The sequence below is a fragment of the Winogradskyella costae genome, from assembly GCF_013403865.1.
Classification (GTDB): Bacteria; Bacteroidota; Bacteroidia; order Flavobacteriales; family Flavobacteriaceae; genus Winogradskyella; species Winogradskyella costae.
In genome coordinates, this window is the sequence record NZ_JABFDK010000001.1 from 1,479,558 (window position 1) to 1,499,220 (window position 19,663).

Consider the following 19,663-nt stretch of genomic DNA (forward strand, 5'->3'; position numbering starts at 1 on the left):
CATTAAAAAATCAATAAATGAAGACATACTATTTAATTTTCGGTTTGGTATTAACGCTTTTCTCTTGTGGTGAAAAAACGAAAATAAAACCGGCATCTGGAGAGTTTATTTCTAATGTTGAAGAATTAAATAAAGCAATTGCAACGGCACAACCGGGAGATGTAATTATTTTAAAAAATGGAACTTATAAAGACCTAGAAATTAAGTTTATCGGAAACGGGGCTAAAGACAACCCTATAACTCTAAAAGCAGAAACTGCTGGAAAAGTTTTTATTGAAGGTGTTTCTAATCTAGAGATTTCTGGGAATTATTTGGTTGTTTCTGGTTTATATTTTAGAAATGGCTACACCCCAACTGATGATGTTATTGCCTTTAGAACAAGTGAAGACGATGTTGCTAATTATTCTAAAGTTACCAATTGTGTTATTGTAGATTATAATCAGGCACAACGCGATAAGGATGATCACTGGGTTCAGTTATACGGCCGGTATAATGAATTCAGTAACAATTATCTAGGAGGAAAAACTAATGGTGGTCCAACACTCAGAGTTGATATTAGGGGTAATCAAAGTATTAGAAATTACCATCAAATAGTAAATAATCATTTTGGGCCAAGACCTAGAAAAGGTGGTGCGAGAGGAGAAACGATTCAATTGGGGGGTAGTTTCTCATCCATGTCACCAGGTAATACCATCATTGCAAATAATTTATTTGAAGAATGTAATGGTGAGGTCGAAATTATTTCTAGTAAAACAAATTTTAATGAGATACGGAATAATGTATTCTATAAAAGCGAAGGGTCAGTAGTTACACGTCATGGAAATTATGCGGTTATAGATGGTAATTATTTTATTGGTGATGGTGTAAATAAAAATTATGGAGGTATAAGATTGGTTAATACTGGGCATTGGGTGATAAATAATTATTTCTACAATATCATTGGCGAAAACTTTAGAAGTCCTTTAGCTGTAATGAACGGAATTCCGAAATCACCATTAAATAGATACAACCAAGTAACCGATGTGGTAGTTGCTTATAATACCTATGTCAATTGTAAATCACCATGGCAATTTGGAGTAGGTACTAATATCGATCAATCAGAAGTGTTACCAGAGTCAGAAATTCGTTCTGCAAGAGTCCTTAGAACTGAAGTAGTAAATAATATTATTTACAATGAGGTTGGAGATAAGAATGTAATCATTGAACACGATAAAGCCGATGGTGTTAAATTTAAAAATAATCTTATTAATAATCAAGGTGTAGATTATGGTGATCTTTCTAGAATTGCTGCAGATGATTTTGAATTAATTAAAGTTAACGACAATATCTACTTACCAAAATTAACTAATAAGACTGATATCTATAATGGTTTTGGATTTGAGGTTATTACAAAGGATATATTCGGAAATTCTAGAGAAAATAAAAATTCAATTGGAGCAGCTGTGCAAGGCGAGTTTAAAAACATTAATATTTTAGATAAAACGAAATATGGTGCAGATTGGTTTTCAAATGAAGTAGAAGCGAAAGAAGCAAAAACGCATATAGTATCAAATTCTACGGAATTAATTGCCAAGTTAAAGGAGGCTGATAATGGAGATGTACTACAATTAAATGACGGTTCTTATCAACTTTCAAAATCGTTGATTATTAATAAATCAATAACAATCCAATCTAATGGTAACTCAGAAATTTTATATACCGGATCAGCAGAAACAGCTGCATTAGAATTGCATCCTTATGGGGCGTTAATTTTAAAAAACATCAAGTTAAAAGGAACAGATACTCAGTATGCGTTTGCAAGTTTAAAAGAAAACATGTCTAACCATTTTGGGCTAGAAGTCATAGATTCTGAAATAAGTAATTTTAATTATGCTCTAAAAGTGTACAAACAGTCTTATTCCGAGGAAATCACTTTTAAGAATACAGCCATTTCAAATTGTGAGAACGGTATAGAACTATCTGAAGAAACCAATGATCGTGGTGATTATAATACAGAATATTTAAATATTATTAATTGTAAATTTTCAAACGTACATAAAAACGTAATAGATTATTACAGAGGTGGGTACGATGAGTCTACAATTGGCGGAAACCTTTTGGTTTCTAATAGTACTTTCAACAATTGTGGCGCAAAAGAAGAAAATAAAAGACTTCTCAATCATAATGGTATTGTAAATGTAAATATTACTGAAAACACCTTCATCAATAACCCTGTTCAATTTGTTTCTATTTTATGGGGAGCGAAAAATAATGTTGAATCTGGAAACACCCTCACTAATTCAGGTCAAATTAAAACTGAAGAGAATTTAGAAATGAAATTAATGTATTAGAATTATTCTAGCGAAAGCAGCATTGTCAATACTTATATGTCAACATAAAATTTACATCATGAAAAAATTAGCACTCACATTAATGTCATTTTTAGCACTTGTTGCTTGCAAAAACAACGTTGATACAAATTCTGAAACTATAATTGAAGTCACTACGGAGAAGGAGTCCACCATAAAATACCCAAGTGATATTATTCCATTTATGGGAGAGTGGAAAATTCTTTTAGGTGATGGAACAAGTGTTAGTGACTTAGTTAATTATGAGAAAAAAGATTTTTTCTATGTAGAAAATGAGAATGATGTGGATTGGGTAGTTTATAAAACACCAAATTCAGGTATCACTTCAAGAACATCGAGCAATACAAGAACAGAATTAGGGCAAACAAAACATTGGATTCCAGAAGTTGGAGGTAAATTAACAGGAACATTAAAAGTGCAACATGTTTCTACTTCGGGTGATGCAAGAGTTGCGGCATCATACTCAGTAGTTGTTGGTCAAATTCATAGTGATGAAGGTCATGAAAACGAACCAATAAAGATCTTTTACAAAAAATTTCCTGGTCACACAAAAGGCTCTGTTTTTTGGAATTATGAAATAAATACGGCAGGTGACGATAATTCGGGTAGATGGGATTTATCTACAGCGGTTTGGGGTGATGATATGTCTGTTGTAGGAGCAAGTGCGGATGAATACCCATTAGAACCAGAAGACGGTATTGCCTTAGGTGAGGAGTTCAGCTATGAGATAAATGTTTATCAAGGTATCATGTACCTTACGTTTACCAGTGATGATCACGACACTAAGACGTTTACCAAGAGTTTGCTAGAATCAGAATTCACTACAAAAGAAGCTATTCCAGATCAAATATGGTCATTATATGCTTCTATTGGTCGCGATGGAGTTGAGCGAGAAAATGCCTATGCAGGAGAAATAAATTACTTTAAACAAGGTGCTTATAATCAAACAAATGGGAAGAATCCTGAAGACAATATGGTTTGGAGTACAGGATCAGAAACATATGGTGGCGACATTGCAAAGCAATATGCAAACGGAAGTTATACGGAAGTTTGGTTTAAAGAAGCTACAGTGGGGGAAGGAACTGATCCTAACAATTAAACAAATCTAAAAAAGCCTTTTTTCTTTGAAAAATATTAGAGATAGTATAAATAAAGTAATCTTCGTAATAGGAGTTTCAGGTTGTGGGAAAAGCACAATAGGAAAACTATTAGCGGAGGAATTAGAGATTCCTTTTTTTGACGGTGACGATTTTCACCCAAAAGTTAACATAATAAAGATGTCTAGTGGGCAGCCTTTAACGGATGCTGATAGGCAGGGGTGGTTAGAAACGTTAAATGAATTAGCTAAAACGCAATTGGCTAAAAGTAGTTGTGTAATTGTTTGTTCTGCGTTAAAAGAAACGTATAGAAACACACTGAGTTTGGGTATTGAATCCGCAACTAAATGGGTCTTTTTAAATGGCACTTTTAATCAAATTTACAATAGAGTGAATAAAAGACCTAATCACTTTATGCCTTCAGAATTATTGCAGTCACAGTTTGATACTTTAGAAGAACCTAAAGACGCCATTAAAATAGATATTAGTTTAACGCCAGAAGATATTATAAAAACTTTAAAGGAAAATTTAATGGATAAATCAGAATTTGGATTATTTGGTTTAGGTGTCATGGGAAAAAGCCTATGTCGAAATTTAGCTAATAATGGATTTAAAATTTCCATGTTTAACAGGCACGTTACTGGTGTGGAGGAAAATGTTGCCAAAGACTTTAAAGCGCAATATTCAGAGTTATCCAAAGCTGAAGCCTATGATGAAATATCAGCTTTTGTAAACTCCTTGCAGACACCTAGAAAGATTATGCTAATGGTCAATGCAGGAAAAACGATAGATTATGTCATTGAAGATTTATTACCACATTTATCAGGTAACGATATTATTATAGATGGTGGAAATTCTAATTATGTTAAAACAAAGGAACGTTGTAATTATTTAAAAACTAAGGGTATTCATTTTATAGGCACTGGAGTTTCTGGTGGTGAAGAAGGAGCGTTAAAAGGGCCATCTATTATGCCAAGTGGGGACCCAGAAGCATATAAAAATGTGCAACCCTTTCTTGAGAAAATTGCGGCTAAAGATCAGAATAACTTACCGTGCTGTACTTATGTTGGTCCAGAAGGAAGTGGTCATTTTATAAAAATGGTGCACAATGGTGTAGAGTATGTAGAAATGCAATTATTGGCTGAGGTAGCTACCATTTTACAAGCTTTAGGTCAAGATCCAAATGATATAGCTAATACCTTAGAGAGTTGGAAAGATGCGGCCAATAGCTATTTACTTGAGATAACAACTGTTATTTTCAGGAAAAAAGACGGTAACGATTGGTTAGTGAATAAAATTTTAGACAAAGCTGGTAATAAAGGCACAGGAAATTGGGCAACAATTGCTTCAGCAGAACTTGGTGTCCCAAGTACTTTAATTTCTTCGGCTTTATTTTCTAGATATATATCTTTTTATAAGGATGAGCGAATCGAACTAAGTGACAATTTTGATAAAGTAGATGCTTCGGAATTAAATCTTACTACAACGGAGATTTTAGAGGCGTATCAATTTGCTAGAATTATTAATCACTATCAAGGTTTTAAACTTATAGCGGAGGCTTCTGATAAATTCTCATGGAATTTAAATCTAAGTGAAATTGCTAGAATCTGGACAAACGGATGCATTATTAGATCTACGTTAATGACAGATTTAGTAGATGTTTTTAAAAGCACCTCTAACATATTAACCAATTCCGATTTAATAAAAGTCGTTAAACATAACAAACAAGCGACTAAAAAAGTGGTTTCAGAATGTGTAATTAATGATTTAGCCATACCAGCCCTAAGTGAGGCGCTTCAGTTTTTTAATGGCATCACCACCTTATACGCTTCTGCAAATATTATTCAGGCCCAACGCGATTATTTTGGAGCACATACTTACCAAAGATTAGATGATAATTCCGGAAAGAGTTTTCATACTAATTGGATTTAGAAACTAACAACCTACTAACTAACAACTAATACTATGGAAGCAAAAACACCAAATAAATCATTTCTAAAACAAATCATTGCTATCATTTTGGGGTTTGGTCCTGGTATTTTTGCAATCGGTTACACTATAGGTACAGGTAGTGTAACAGCTATGATTGTTGCAGGTAGTAAGTTTAATATGCAATTGCTATGGGTGCTTTTAATTAGTTGTGTTTTTTCAGGAATTTTAATGTTTGCATATGGCAATTATGCATTAATTACAGGCGAAACAGCGCTTTATGGTTTCAAAAAACATTTCAAATTTGGAAAGGTATTGGCTATAGCAATTATCATTGGCATTACATTCGGACAATGGAATTCGCTAATGGGAATCTTAGGTATTTCATCTAATATTATTTTTGAAATATTAGCAATTAATTTTGATGGATTAAGTGCGTTTAAACATGAAGCTGTATTACTAATTGCTATTGTGATTATAGTTACTTTTTATCTATTAATGTTAGTTGGGAAGTATACTTTTTTCGAAAAGATACTGGTCATTTTTGTGACGCTAATGGGGTTGTCTTTTCTACTGTCATTATGTTTTGTGCAACCGCTTTCTATTGATGTCGTTAAAGGTTTAATTCCAACAATACCAGATGTTCCTGGAGGTAAAATGTTAGTAGCTGCTTTTGTTGGGACAACTATGGCTTCAGCAACTTTTTTGTCTCGACCATTATTCGTGAAGGGAAAAGGTTGGACTATTAAAAATTTAGACCAACAGAAAAAGGATTCTATTACTGCAGCTATTTTAATATTTATTATTAGTGGAGTAATTATGGCAGTTGCAGCGGGAGCTTTATTTTATCAAGGTAAGGAGGTGACTCAGGTTTTAGATATGGCAAACACATTAGAGCCTGTTGCAGGAAAATGGGCAGTTTCTATTTTCTTTTTTGGAGCGTTAAGTGCAGGTTTATCTTCTATATTTCCTTGTTTGTTAATTGCACCATTACTAATAGCAGATTATCAATCGGGAGAATTAGATACCAATTCGCGTCAGTTTAGAATTATAACAGCTATTGCATGTTTGGTCGCCTTAATTGGTCCTGCATTTGGGGCAAATCCTATTGAAGTTCAAATTTTATCACAAGTATTTAATGTTTTTGTATTGCCAATAGTAATACTCGGAATTATTCTGATGTTAAGCAGTAAAAAAGTGATGAAAGATTATAAAACGAGCTTAGGTGTTTATATCGGAATGTATGCGGCTTTGTTCTTCTCACTAGTAATTTCATACAATGGTATTTTAGCACTTTTAGATTATTTCTAATTACTAATTGAAATTAAAAAATAGAAACTAAATATAAAATAATGAATAAAAAAATCAACTCATCCGTAGCAAAGTTTTTAGTCGTTTGTTTATTTTTAGCAGTGCAAAGCTGTAAAAACGAAGCAAAAGAAGTAAAAGAACCAAGTAAAGAAACCGTAGCAGAAACTGTATATGCTAGTGACGTCATCCCATTTTTTGATGATTGGAAATTAATTTTAGGTGATGGTTCTAATGTAGGTATTGCCAATAATTTTGAAAACAAGGATTTCTTTTATACTGTAAAAGAGGGTAATGAGAATTGGGTTGTATTTAAGTCACCAAATGGCGGCGATACGCATGGAACATCTAACAATACAAGAACAGAATTAGCTCAAATAAAAAAATGGTATCCTAAAACTGCTGATGATAAATTAACTGCGACACTTAAAGTAATGAATGTTTCGGCAACTGGGGATGCCCGTGTAGCCGCTTCACATGCTGTGGTGGTAGGTCAAATTCATAGTGCAGACAAACATGAAAACGAACCGCTAAAGATATTTTATAAAAAATTCCCTGGTCATACGAAAGGATCAGTTTTTTGGCACTATGAAATCAATACAGCAGGCGACGATAATTCAGGGAGATGGGATTATTCTTCTGCAGTTTGGGGTAGCGATTTCTCTGTTGTAGGGACTGAAGAAAATACGTATCCTGAAGAACCTAAAGATGGTATCGCTTTAGGTGAGGAGTTTAGTTATGAAGTTGAGGTGAAAGATGGAATTATGACCTTAAATTTTAAGAGCGAAGGTCATGAAACCAAAATTTTTACAAAAAATTTAATAGATTCAGAGTACACAACAACTGCGGATATCCCGGAACAAACACAACAATTATTTGTACCTCTTGGACAAGATGGAGTGGAGCGCAAAAGTGCATATACGGGTGAAGGTTGTTTTTTTAAGCTAGGTGCTTACAATCAAACCAATGGAAAATCACCAGATGTAAATAAAAATTGGTGCTCTGGTGCTGAAACACATAATGGTGATATTGAAAAACAATATGCAGACGGAAACTATGCAGAGGTTTGGTTTAAATCAGGAAGTATTTCTGTAAGTGACGCTGCTGTATCTAATGAAGATTATTTTTCTAAAAACGATTAAATTAATTAAAGATTATTATGATAAATAATAAATTAACAGGTAAAAATGTTTTAATAACTGCTGGTGCTCAAGGTATTGGCGAATCGATTACTAGACATTTTATAGATAGTGGTGCAAATGTTGTTATACACTATTTTTCTAGTGCGGATACCGCCAATGAGTTGGTAGAGTATGCAACCAAAAAAGGACTAAAAGCTGTTGCTGTTAAAGGGGATTTAACAAAAGAATCCGACGCAAACGCGTTAATAGTAGAATCTATAGCGGTGTTGGGTGGTTTAGATATCTTAATTAATAATGCAGGCTCTTTGGTTGCACGTAAAATGCTAAATGAAATGGAGACTGAGTTTTGGCATAAAGTAATGGACATTAATTTAACTTCTATGATGTTAGTTACCCGCGCAGCGGCACCATATTTAGCAGAAAATAGCAATAGCAGCATTGTAAACTTGGCATCTTTAGCTGGTCGTAAAGGTGGACATCCAGGATCTCTAGTCTATTCTACAAGTAAAGGAGCAATTCTAACATTTACCAGAGCGCTCTCCACAGAATTGGGAGGTCAAGGCACTCGAGTGAACGCGGTTTCACCAGGACTTATTCTTGGTACCTCATTTCACAATACACATACAACAAAGGAATCTGCTGCTGCCACAACGGCGGGCATACCTATTCAGCGTGCAGGAAATGCAGATGATGTGGCAAGAGCGGTTCTCTATTTGGCATCAGAATACGACGGATTTATAACTGGTGCTACATTAGATATTAATGGAGGTGTTTACAATATGTAAGTGCTCAATGATATCTACTGTTGATATCTGATATCAATTCTGAATAGTTTTGTGTTAAATATCCATACTTTTTTTTGGATAAATGTAAAAATCATGTATATTGGTAAACCAATCTGGTTAACCAATTATTGATTAAAAACAAATGGAAAAACTACTTCAAAGTAAAATTTTAATATTTGCTTTAGTCGCAAATATGTTCACTGTGTTTTCATATCAAATTGAAAACACAGCGAACATAAAAAATAACCATAAAACATCTTCAAACTTAGTGCATCCCAAACTTATTTTAACTGCTCAAGGGGTTAAAGATATTAGGGCAGAATTAGGAAGTATTCCAATTTTTGATAAAACTTTAACGAAAGTCAAAGACGAAGTTGACGCCGAAATAGCAGCAGGAATAGAAGTGCCAATCCCAAAAGATTATTCAGGCGGTTACACACACGTAAGACATAAACAGAACTGGGTAGTTTTGCAAAAAGCAGGTGTTTTATATCAAATTCTAGATGATGATAAATATGCTAAATATGTAAAAGACATGTTGATGCAATATGAAGAAATTTATAAAACACTTCCTGTGCATCCAAAAACAAGATCTTATGCAAGAGGTAAATTGTTCTGGCAATGTTTAAATGATTCTAATTGGTTAGTATATGTAAGTCAAGCTTACGATTGCATCTATAATTACTTAACAGCAGCAGAGCGTTCCAAATTAGAAACCAATCTATTTAGACCATTTGCAGATTTTATTTCAATCGAAAATCCACAATTTTACAACAGAGTGCATAACCATAGTACATGGGGTAATGCTGCTGTTGGTATGATTGGTTTGGTAATGGACGACGACGAGTTGATTCAACGTGCTTTATATGGTATTCCTGGAGCTGATTTAGACAGAAATGCTAAAGACGATGACGGTGGATATATTAATAAAGACGGGAAAGCTGGATTTTTGGCCAACATAGAAGAACCTTTTTCTCCCGATGGCTATTATAATGAAGGGCCTTATTACCAACGTTACGCTATGTATCCGTTTTTAATTTTTGCGGAGGGACTGCACAATGTAAAACCAGATTTAAGTATTTTTAATTATAAAGATGGTGTTCTTTTAAAATCCATAAATGCATTATTGAACCTATCGGATGCCGATGGAGATTTCTTTCCGCTTAACGATGGTCAAAAAGGGATGTCTTATTATACTAGCGCGTTAGTAACTGCAGTAGATATTTCGTATCATTTTGGAGTACAAAACCCCGAATTATTATCAATTGCAAAAGAGCAAGATCGTGTTTTATTAGACGACTCAGGTCTGGCTGTTGCTCTTGGAATCAAAAATGGAATTCAAAAGCCATTCAATAAAAGATCAATTAATTTGTCTGATGGACCAAATGGCACACAGGGTGGGGTGAGTATATTAAGGACCGAAAATTTAGAACTTGCCTTTAAATATGCAGCACAAGGATCTAGCCACGGACATTATGATAAATTGTCCTTTTCTTTATATGAAAATGGAGAAGAAATTATTCAAGATTATGGTTTAGCACGCTTCGTAAATATTGAACAAAAAGGAGGTGGTAATTATTTAAAAGAAAATAAGACTTGGGCAAAGCAAACTATAGCTCATAATACTGTAACTCAAAATGAAACATCTCATTTTACAGGTAAATATGATATAGGAAGTTTGCACCATTCTGATTTACATTATTTTTCTTCTGAAAATAAAAATGTTCAAGTCGTCAGTGCTATTGAAGATAATGCCTATCCCGGAACAAGTATGCTTCGAACTATGGCAATCATTAAAGACGCAGATTTTGAAAAACCATATATGCTAGATATTATGAAGATTATTTCAAATAAAGCAAATCAATATGATTTTCCATACTACTTTCTAGGACAAGTAATACAAACAAATTTTGAATACAAAACACCAAAAACCTTAAAGCCTTTAGGTACTGAAAACGGTTATCAGCATTTATTTGTGGAAGGGATAGCTAAAGCAAATAACGAAAACTCTAAACTGTCTTGGTTGAATAATAATAAATTCTATACTTTAACCTCTGTAACACGTATTGAAGACGAATTGTTATTCACTAGAATTGGGGCGAATGATCCTGAGTTCAACTTAAGACGTGAACCCGCAATACTGTTAAGAAGAAAAAATAGTAAGAACACAACGTTTGCATCAACTATTGAGGCTCATGGCAGTTATAGTCCGGTTACGGAATCTGCGTTAAATTCAAATAGTAGTATTAAAGCGTTAAATATACTCATGGATACAGACGATTATACAGTAATAGCAATTACAAGTGTAAAGGATACTACCAAACTATTTATTACAGCAAATAGAGATGCATCACAAAGTACAATACATAAATTAGTAATAGATCAAAAAGAGTTTACTTGGGAAGGCTCTTTTGTATTAATAGAAAACAAATAAAATAAAAATTATGAAACGATTTAGTGAAAAGTATGTCATCACAAAAGATATGGAATGGGAAGAGCTTGGAGGAGGAGTATCTAGAAAATTCTTAGGTTATGATAATCAAATTATGATGGTACAAGTTAAATTTGAAAAAGGAGCCTTAGGATCACCGCATCAACATTTTCATACCCAAGCGACTTACTGTGTTTCAGGTAAATTTGAATTTGAAATTGATGGTGAAAAGAAAATTGTTGAAGCGGGAGATGGTGTATATATTGAGCCTAACTTATTACATAGTGCCGTTTGTTTAGAAGAAGGGATGTTAATTGATACATTTAGTCCGGTAAGGGAGGATTTCTTAAGTGGAGGTGCAGTATCTTATTTTGGAGACAAATAGTCTTAAAAAATACACAGTTGCTCAGGTTAACTGTTAAGAACTATTTTAAGAGGTAAAATACACAGTCACTACTACATTGTTTGCTATTTTACCTCAATCATTTGCTATTTTAACATATAAAAATTACGAAAACGTTATAATTAACAAATATTTGTATATATTTGGTAAACCAATTTGGTAAACCAATTTGGTTTACCAAACAAATAGCACGAGAAAAGCTCTAAATTTAATTGTGTTAAACCATGCCTATTTTAAAGTGGCTAATCAATAACTAACAAATTTAATCTAAACAATGAATTATGAATTTAAAAGTTAAACTTACTACAATCGTTGCGCTTCTCTTTAGTGTAATGATTTTTGCTCAAGATAGCTACACTATATCAGGTGTAGTAACTTCAGCTGCTGATAATATGCCTATTCCTGGCGCTAATATTATCATCGCAGAAACGACTACAGGAGCGACAACAGATTTTGACGGTATTTATCAATTACAAGTTAAAAAGGGGGATATTGTAAAATTCTCTTATGTAGGATATGTTACTCAAAGCATAACTATCGATTCTCAAACAACAATTAATGTACAATTAGTTGAAGATACTAGTGCATTAGAAGAGGTTGTTGTTGTTGGGTACGGTACACGTAAAAAATCACACCTTACAGGATCAGTATCAAGTGTTGGAGGTAAGGATGTTGCAGCTGTTCAGGTTGCTCGTGTAGACGAAGCATTAGCAGGTAAGTTATCTGGTGTTTTAATTCAGAACCAAGATGGATCACCTGGTGCTGCCCCAAAAATTCAAATTAGAGCAGCTTCATCTATTTCAAGTGCATCTAACCCACTAATTGTTGTTGATGGATATCCAATTTCAGGAGGTTTAGAAACTGTAAATCCAAATGATATTGAAAGTTTAGAGGTGTTAAAAGATGCTGCATCTGCGGCTATTTATGGTTCTAGAGGTGCAAATGGTGTTATTTTGGTTACTACCAAAAAAGGGAAATCAGGTAAAGCGACTTTTAGTTATAACGCTTACACTAGTGTTTCTAGTAAGTACCGCGATAATATTCTTAAATCTGCTAATGAATGGGGTTCATTCGCAAGATCAGAAATTGCTGCTGGGAATTGGGAAGGTACCGTTAATAGTACTGATCCCGCTTTTTTAGAATACAGATTAAGTGCTTTAGAGAATTCACCTGGAGCGATTAGTCCAGAAGATTGGCTCTTTAGAAATGGTAGTACTACAAGTCATGATTTTAGCATGAGCGGAGGTACAGAAGATGTCAATTATTTTGCTTCAATCGGTTATCAAGATGCTACCGGTGTTATAATCACTGAAGGTTTTCAAAGATTGAATGCGCGTTTAAATGTAGATGCAAAATTAGGAGAAAAATTTAAGGCAGGAATTAGCTTTAATGGGTTTTCATCTGATAGAGATATTTTAGGTCATGATATGAGAGACTTGTTAAGATCTACTCCAAATAGTCCTATCTATCATACAGCAGAATCTATTGCATTCGTTCAAGCATTGGATGCTCAAGCTCAGAGTTTAGGATTGGAAGCATTTGATGTTGGATATAGAGGTTCGGGTTATGAAGCCAATAGTATTTATGAACTAGAACCAGGTATGGCAGCACAAGATTGGCATTATGGTAGAAACAACAATGGTATTGGTGGTTCTGGTGATGCAGGTCCTGCAGCAAAGCTTGATAACACAGAGCGTTGGGAAAAAACATATTTCGGTAATGTAAGTTCTTATTTACAATATCAGATTATAGATGGTTTAAATATTAAAACTGTTTTAGGTGGTGATCTTAGAGATACGCAGTATTATGAACACAGATTACTTGGATTTGATTCTAGAGCGAGGACATCTCAAACTTATATGGATCAAACAGATCTTAAAGTATCTTCAGTATTAAGTGAAACTACTTTGAATTATGCAAAAGAGATTGGTAAACATGATATATCTGCAGTAGCAGGTGTAGAATTTCAAACTACGACATTGATAGGGACTCGTTTAGATGGTGCAAATGTTCCAGATAGTAACGTTCTTAATTATAACTTATTTGATCCTGCTGATATTACAGTAACAGAAAGAAAAGAGACGAGAGCAAGAGAGAGTGTTTTTGGTAGGGTTAACTACGCTTATGATGATCGTTTTTTGCTATCGGTATCTGTGCGTAGAGATGGTGATTCTCGTTTTGGGGCTAATGAGCAGTACGCAACATTTCCAGCGGTATCTTTAGGATGGAATGTACACAACGAATCTTTCTTAGAAAATAATAATACAATTAGCAGATTAAAATTAAGATTTAGTACAGGGTCATTAGGAACAACTTCGTTTTTAGGATCGTATGATGCTTTAAGTCTTTTAGATCCCTCTGCAACAATCTATGGAACAGGATTCTTAATACCAGAAAATAGTGCTAACGATGATTTAACTTGGCAAACAAATACAGAGACCAATTATGGTGTTGATTTTGGGGTATTAAACAACCGCTTTACAATAGGTGTGGATTATTATACATCAGATATTGAGGATATTTTAATTAATCAAGCACAGTCTGAAGTATTAGGTAACCCATCTGCAATACTAAATGTAGGTGATGTTAGAAGTTCTGGATGGGAATTTGAATTAAGTGCAAGATTAATCAATAACGAAAATTTTTCATGGAGTATGGGTGCCAACTTATCTACAGTTGATACGGAAATTACTAACCTAGGTGGTTTAGATGAATTACCTCAAGTAATTTATGGTACAAGTGGTAGAGGTCCCGTATTTAGAAATTATGTAGGTGGTGGTATTGGCGAAATGTGGGGATTAGAAACTACAGGAGAGGTTGAAATGGAATATTTAGCAGACGGTACAAGATATCCAAACGGTCAGTCTGGAGAGTCTTACGTTGTAGATCAAAACGGTGATGGTGTTATTGATGCGACCAGAAGTGTTGCTGATGGTGGTGATTTGGTTAAAATTGGACAAAATACACCAGATTTTTATTGGGGAATGTCACATAATTTGAAATACAAAGATTTCGATATGTCACTTCAATTTCAAGGATCACATGGAGCAGAAGTTTATAATGTAGATCCACTTTACTACGGTTCTCAATGGGGAGGGTTATTAGTTGATAGTTTTGATGCTAATGAAGACGGTATAGCAGATCATAACGGACAGTTTTATGTGCCAAATAGAAACCAAACCGACGCTACAGTTCAAGATGCTTCTTTTATTGCTTTAAGAAATATTACGATAGGTTACACATTAAAAAATGATCTTACGAGTAAGGTTGGCTTAAGTTCTGTTAGAGCTTATGTTGCGGCGTCTAACTTATTATATATATGGGCAGATGATTATACATCATATAATCCAGAGGGTATTGCAACTTCTGGTAGCGATTATTTAGGACCAACGACATATGGTGCTCAATTTGGAGCTAGTCCAGTTGTAAGAAGTTTTACTTTAGGTTTAAATGTTAATTTTTAAATAAAAAAAAATGAAAAAAATATATATATTATTAGGATCGTTACTGTTTATAACAGCATGTTCTACGGATTTAGATCAATCTCCCCCTAATATCGCTAGTTCCGATTCATTAACTGATTACGAAGGTGTTTTAAATGCTGCATATTATTACCAATTAGGAAGCGTTACTCCAATGGCAGTTATGGGAGAGTTTAGAGCAGATAATGCTGTAATGGATGAAGCTCCATATACTGAATTCGATGAATATGACAATGGTCTAACAGCTATGGAAGATCAATTCTTTGGCCCTTTTTATACGGCTTTATATAAGTCTATCTTAAGTGCAAATTCTGTTATTGAGAACTCCACAAATGAAATTCACATAGGGGAAGCAAAATTTTTAAGAGCTTTATCTTATTTTAAATTGGTGCAAGTGTTCGGAGATACTACAGTTAATTTATCTCCTTCACCAAGTCTTCAAGATACATCTATTTTAGTAAGAGTACCTGCTAACGATGTCTATAATGATGTTATTATTCCAGACTTAATGGATGCAATAGCTGCTTTAGATGCTTCTATTGTAGATGGTAGAGCTTCTAAATATGCTGCTCAAGGGTTATTAGGTAAGGTTTATGTCACTATGGGTGATTTTATCAGTGCAGAACCACATTTAGCTACTGTTGTAAACGGTGCAGCCGGTGCAGGAATTAGTTTAAAAGCCAATTACAATGAGATTTTTGGTGCTGTAAATGAGATAGAAAATTCAGAAATTATTTTCGCTACTCAAATTTCAAGTTCTATTATAGATGAATATTCACCAGCTACCGATTTTTGGAACTGGTATGTGGGAGATGATCCAAAAGCCGACCTTCCTGTTGATCCCGATTTAATTGCTGCTTTTGAAGCTGTTGCAGGAGAGATTACAAATCCTACTTCAGATCCTTTACGACCAGATGGTGGTGATTTAAGAAGAAGAACTATTATTAAGACTAATGAAGTGTTAGGTATTGACCCTGTTACTGAAGAAGAAATTGTTGTTGCAGAAGAAGAGGTTTTAACCATTTCAAAATTTCCGAAAGAAGGTGGCCTAGGAGCTGAACACGATTGGATAGAATTAAGATTAGCAGATATTATATTATTATATGCTGAGACATTAAATGAAAATGGTGCGCCTGCTTCAACAGTACTTCCATTATTAGACGATATTAGAACAAGGGCTGGCTTAAATAGTTTAACAGGAACAGTATCTACTCAAGCAGGTGTAAGGCAAGCTATTTTAGACGAAAGAAGACTGGAGTTAGCTTTTGAAGGACATAGATGGTTTGATTTAGTGAGAACAGGAACGGTAGATGCTGAGATGGGACTAACGGTTAACAGTAATTATTACTTGTTTCCTGTGCCTGTTTCAGAAGTATTAGCTACTCGTGGTGTTATTACTCAAAATACAGGATATTAATATGTAATATATTTCTTTCTTTGAAAGTCATTTTATGTAACCTAAAACTTACATGTTGATTTTATAAAGAAAGAAATTATTTTAAGAATTTATTTTTTCTAAAGAAGCGTAGACGCTTTTTTTAAAATTTAATTAAGTCAATTATAATTGAGGGATTATGACACATATTTGAGTTAGTCGCTTATTGAATTCTACTGGTGTTTAGTTGTATAAGTAGAATTCTTTAAGCACTAATATTTGTCTCTTATAAACTAGTATTTGTATATTATTTATATAACTTTAGCGCTTTAAATCTGGTTAACCAATTTTTAAGTTTAAGATATGAAATTAGAAGTAGCAACAAAAATAGATAGTCTCGACACGCAAAAAACGATTATTTCTAAAATTGGAGAGCTTATTAATTTTAAAAACCTCGAACCTGGTGACAAATTACCTTCAGAGAGAATGTTATCTGAAAAGTTTGAAGTAACCAGAAGTAATGTTAGAGGAGCAATTCAAAAATTAGAGTTTTACGGATTATTAGAGTCTATTCCACAAAGTGGAACTTTTGTAGCCAATATTGGTGTTATTGCTATGAATGGAATGATAGAGGATATTCTAAAATTAGAGGATCCCAATTTTAAATCTTTAGTTGAGACTAGAATATTATTAGAATTAAAAACGGTTAGACTTGCGTCGCTTAGAAGAACAGATGAAGATTTAGAACGAATAAAGGAAGCCTTAGATGCTTATGAAAAAAAGGTATTAAAAGGTGAAGACGCAGTTCAAGAAGATTTATTATTTCACTTAGCGATAGCTAAAGCTAGTGGAAATAGTACGTTGAATAATTTTATGTTAATCATTACTCCTGAAATAATTACAAATTTTGAAAAATACCACGTTTGTGATAAAAGTTTATCGAGACAAGGTATAGAGGAGCATAACGCAATTTTTGATGCCATCAAGAAACAAGATCCTAAGTTGGCAAAACAAAAAATGAAAGACCATTTTAATGTATTGTATCAATACTGTTACAATATTAAAAAATCATCTTAAATCAATTTAAATGAAAAAAGCAGGACGAAAAATAAAAGGATTAAGATGGTGGGTAGTTACTTTAATAGCTATCGCTACAATTATCAATTACATTGATCGTACTTCGCTAAGTGTGCTTTGGCCAGAAATTGCTAATGACTTATATCCAGGACACACCGCTGATGAAACAAAAGCCATTTATGCACTAATATCCATTATTTTCGTTTTTTCTTATGCTTTCGGACAAGCAATATTTGGTAAGATTTTCGATTGGGTAGGTACGCGAATGGGATTTGTACTTTCAATAGGAGTATGGTCTGTTGCTACGGCATTACATGCTTTTGCTAATGGTATTTTAAGTTTTGGGATATTCCGCGCAATATTAGGAGTTTCAGAGGCAGGAAATTGGCCTGGTGCAACCAAAGGAAACGCAGAATGGTTTCCTACTAAAGAACGTGCGCTAGCACAAGGGATTTTTAATTCTGGCGCAGCTATCGGTGGTATTATATCCATTCCATTAATTGCGACCTTGTCAATATATTTTAGTTGGAAGGCTATATTTATTCTTATTGGTTTAGCAGGTTTACTTTGGTTAATTCCTTGGTGGATTTTAGTTAAAGCAGCTCCAAAAGATCACCCTTGGATTACTGATGAAGAACGTGAATATATCTTAACAGGACAAAAAAACGAAGACTTTGATGGTGATGGAGTAGAGGATCAAGAATACAATCCTAATACGGGTGAATTACTTGGCCATAAACAAAGTTGGGGTGTCATATTAGCTTCGGCAGCAATAGATCCAATTTGGTGGTTATTTGTTTTCTGGATACCAATTTATTTAAATGAAGTCTTTGCTATGGACGTGAAGTCAATGGCATTATATGGTTGGGTTCCTTATGCGGGCGCCATGATAGGTGCTTATTATGGGGGTATCTTAGCTCGTAATAAACTTAAAAAAGGATGGAATGTTGATAAAACACGTAAAATGGTAATAACCCTTGGTTGTTTTGTGATGTTGCCTGCATTATTAGCAATGTCTAACCCTCTAGGTATTGAAACGGCTGTCATAGACTTTTTAAATGGTCTTGGAGCTACAACTATGAGCGTTACAGATATGCAGAACCCAGGTGCAACAACAGCTGTAATATTAATGGCAGTAATTTTATTTGGTTTTCAAACTGCAATAGGGAACGTTCAAACACTTCCTAGTGATCTTTTTAGTGGTAAAACAGTAGGTTCTTTAGCAGGATTTTCTGGTATGGCTGCTAAACTTACTGCTGCAGGATTAACCTATTTAGTACCGTGGTTAACAAGCGGAGGAAATTATACACCAGCTTTTATTATAGGAGCAACTTTAGCATTATTAACAGTGGCTAGTGTTTGGATATTTATTCCAAAAGTAAAACCAGTGACAAAAAAAGTATAACATAATTATATATTAAATTAATAAAAATGAGTAATAACAAAGGAAAAGTAGCTATAGTAACAGGAGCTACAGGCGGAATAGGTTTTGAAGTAGCAAAGAGATTAGGTACAGATGGATATACAGTTGTTTTAAACGGTATTGATGACAAAACTGGAGTAGAAAAAGTAAAGGAGCTTACAGAAGCTGGAATCACAGCTGAGTATCTTGGTTTTGATGTTACAAATGAAGAGCAAGTAACCTCAAATATCACTAAAATTGGTGAGAAATATGGTAGAATTGATGTACTTGTAAACAATGCAGGTGGTTTAGGTGGTAGATCTCGTTTTGAGGAAATGACCACTGAATTTTACAGAAATGTAATGGCATTGAACTTAGATTCTGTGTTTTTTGCATCAAGAGCGGCTATACCGTTCTTGAAAAAAGGAGAGCATCCTTCTATTATTAATTATACATCAAATGCAGGATGGACTGCTGGCGGACCTGGTGCAGGTATCTACGGTACGTCTAAAGCAGGTGTTCACGCAATTACTAGAGCTTTAGCAAAAGATTTGGCTGAATACGGAATTAGAGTAAATGCAGTATCACCAGGTACTATTGACACACCTTTCCACGCTCAAATTAAAGCGACTAAGCCAGAAGTTTTTGCATCTTGGGCCAATAATATTATGTTAGGAAGATTAGGACAGCCAGAAGATGTTTCTGGTGTTATTTCTTTCTTAGCAAGTAAAGATGCTGCTTTTATTACAGCTGAAACTATCCAAATTGGTGGTGGACAAGCATTAGGTATTTAATAAAAACAGTATTATATCAATGTGAACTCGGTGTTTTTCTAAAGTTTACTTTGATTCTGTAGTATAATAAAAGGTGGTTGAACTAAAATT

Annotated in this window: 13 protein-coding genes; all 13 read left to right on the plus strand. The window is 34.0% G+C overall.

Annotated features, from left to right (window positions below):
- Positions 1-17 precede the first annotated feature (17 nt).
- Entirely contained in the window at positions 18-2,330 is a 2,313-nt protein-coding gene (locus HM986_RS06350; protein WP_179334198.1) for a chondroitinase-B domain-containing protein, read from the plus strand.
- 58 nt (positions 2,331-2,388) lie between these two features.
- Positions 2,389-3,447 (plus strand): polysaccharide lyase family 7 protein, encoded by a 1,059-nt coding sequence (locus HM986_RS06355; RefSeq protein ID WP_179334199.1) that lies wholly within the window; start codon positions 2,389-2,391, stop codon positions 3,445-3,447.
- Positions 3,448-3,472: 25 nt separating this feature from the next.
- Complete coding sequence (gene gndA, locus HM986_RS06360; RefSeq protein ID WP_218841399.1) at positions 3,473-5,377, plus strand: NADP-dependent phosphogluconate dehydrogenase; 1,905 nt, start codon at positions 3,473-3,475, stop codon at positions 5,375-5,377.
- Positions 5,378-5,410: 33 nt separating this feature from the next.
- Positions 5,411-6,685 carry an Nramp family divalent metal transporter gene (locus tag HM986_RS06365; protein ID WP_179334200.1) on the plus strand — a complete coding sequence of 425 codons (1,275 nt, stop codon included), beginning with the start codon at positions 5,411-5,413 and terminating at the stop codon, positions 6,683-6,685.
- 41 nt (positions 6,686-6,726) lie between these two features.
- On the plus strand, positions 6,727-7,824 hold the full coding sequence (locus tag HM986_RS06370) for a polysaccharide lyase family 7 protein (RefSeq protein ID WP_179334201.1): 1,098 nt from the start codon (positions 6,727-6,729) through the stop codon (positions 7,822-7,824).
- Positions 7,825-7,841: 17 nt separating this feature from the next.
- Positions 7,842-8,609 (plus strand): SDR family NAD(P)-dependent oxidoreductase, encoded by a 768-nt coding sequence (locus HM986_RS06375; protein ID WP_179334202.1) that lies wholly within the window; start codon positions 7,842-7,844, stop codon positions 8,607-8,609.
- Between the two features lie 142 nt (positions 8,610-8,751).
- A complete protein-coding gene (locus HM986_RS06380) occupies positions 8,752-11,043 on the plus strand; it encodes an alginate lyase family protein (protein WP_246288457.1) in 2,292 nt (763 codons plus the stop codon).
- Between the two features lie 10 nt (positions 11,044-11,053).
- Entirely contained in the window at positions 11,054-11,425 is a 372-nt protein-coding gene (locus tag HM986_RS06385; RefSeq protein ID WP_179334203.1) for a cupin domain-containing protein, read from the plus strand.
- A 299-nt stretch (positions 11,426-11,724) separates the two neighbouring features.
- Positions 11,725-14,907: a SusC/RagA family TonB-linked outer membrane protein gene (locus tag HM986_RS06390; protein WP_179334204.1), complete on the plus strand. Its 3,183-nt coding sequence runs from the start codon at positions 11,725-11,727 to the stop codon at positions 14,905-14,907.
- A 10-nt stretch (positions 14,908-14,917) separates the two neighbouring features.
- Positions 14,918-16,342: a RagB/SusD family nutrient uptake outer membrane protein gene (locus HM986_RS06395; protein ID WP_179334205.1), complete on the plus strand. Its 1,425-nt coding sequence runs from the start codon at positions 14,918-14,920 to the stop codon at positions 16,340-16,342.
- A 321-nt stretch (positions 16,343-16,663) separates the two neighbouring features.
- Positions 16,664-17,377 (plus strand): FadR/GntR family transcriptional regulator, encoded by a 714-nt coding sequence (locus HM986_RS06400; RefSeq protein ID WP_179334206.1) that lies wholly within the window; start codon positions 16,664-16,666, stop codon positions 17,375-17,377.
- 10 nt (positions 17,378-17,387) lie between these two features.
- Positions 17,388-18,782: an MFS transporter gene (locus HM986_RS06405; RefSeq protein ID WP_179334207.1), complete on the plus strand. Its 1,395-nt coding sequence runs from the start codon at positions 17,388-17,390 to the stop codon at positions 18,780-18,782.
- A gap of 26 nt (positions 18,783-18,808) precedes the next feature.
- Complete coding sequence (locus HM986_RS06410; protein WP_179334208.1) at positions 18,809-19,573, plus strand: SDR family NAD(P)-dependent oxidoreductase; 765 nt, start codon at positions 18,809-18,811, stop codon at positions 19,571-19,573.
- The last annotated feature ends 90 nt before the right edge of the window (positions 19,574-19,663 follow it).

What these genes read in the sequence shown, in the direction of transcription:
- HM986_RS06370 (WP_179334201.1), top strand. Translation starts at nt 6,727, where the DNA reads ATGAATAAAAAAATCAACTCATCCGTAGCAAAGTTTTTAGTCGTTTGT.
- HM986_RS06350 (WP_179334198.1), top strand. Translation starts at nt 18, where the DNA reads ATGAAGACATACTATTTAATTTTCGGTTTGGTATTAACGCTTTTCTCT.
- HM986_RS06400 (WP_179334206.1), top strand. Translation starts at nt 16,664, where the DNA reads ATGAAATTAGAAGTAGCAACAAAAATAGATAGTCTCGACACGCAAAAA.
- HM986_RS06390 (WP_179334204.1), top strand. Translation starts at nt 11,725, where the DNA reads ATGAATTTAAAAGTTAAACTTACTACAATCGTTGCGCTTCTCTTTAGT.
- HM986_RS06365 (WP_179334200.1), top strand. Translation starts at nt 5,411, where the DNA reads ATGGAAGCAAAAACACCAAATAAATCATTTCTAAAACAAATCATTGCT.
- HM986_RS06395 (WP_179334205.1), top strand. Translation starts at nt 14,918, where the DNA reads ATGAAAAAAATATATATATTATTAGGATCGTTACTGTTTATAACAGCA.
- HM986_RS06375 (WP_179334202.1), top strand. Translation starts at nt 7,842, where the DNA reads ATGATAAATAATAAATTAACAGGTAAAAATGTTTTAATAACTGCTGGT.
- HM986_RS06405 (WP_179334207.1), top strand. Translation starts at nt 17,388, where the DNA reads ATGAAAAAAGCAGGACGAAAAATAAAAGGATTAAGATGGTGGGTAGTT.
- HM986_RS06385 (WP_179334203.1), top strand. Translation starts at nt 11,054, where the DNA reads ATGAAACGATTTAGTGAAAAGTATGTCATCACAAAAGATATGGAATGG.
- HM986_RS06355 (WP_179334199.1), top strand. Translation starts at nt 2,389, where the DNA reads ATGAAAAAATTAGCACTCACATTAATGTCATTTTTAGCACTTGTTGCT.
- HM986_RS06380 (WP_246288457.1), top strand. Translation starts at nt 8,752, where the DNA reads ATGGAAAAACTACTTCAAAGTAAAATTTTAATATTTGCTTTAGTCGCA.
- HM986_RS06410 (WP_179334208.1), top strand. Translation starts at nt 18,809, where the DNA reads ATGAGTAATAACAAAGGAAAAGTAGCTATAGTAACAGGAGCTACAGGC.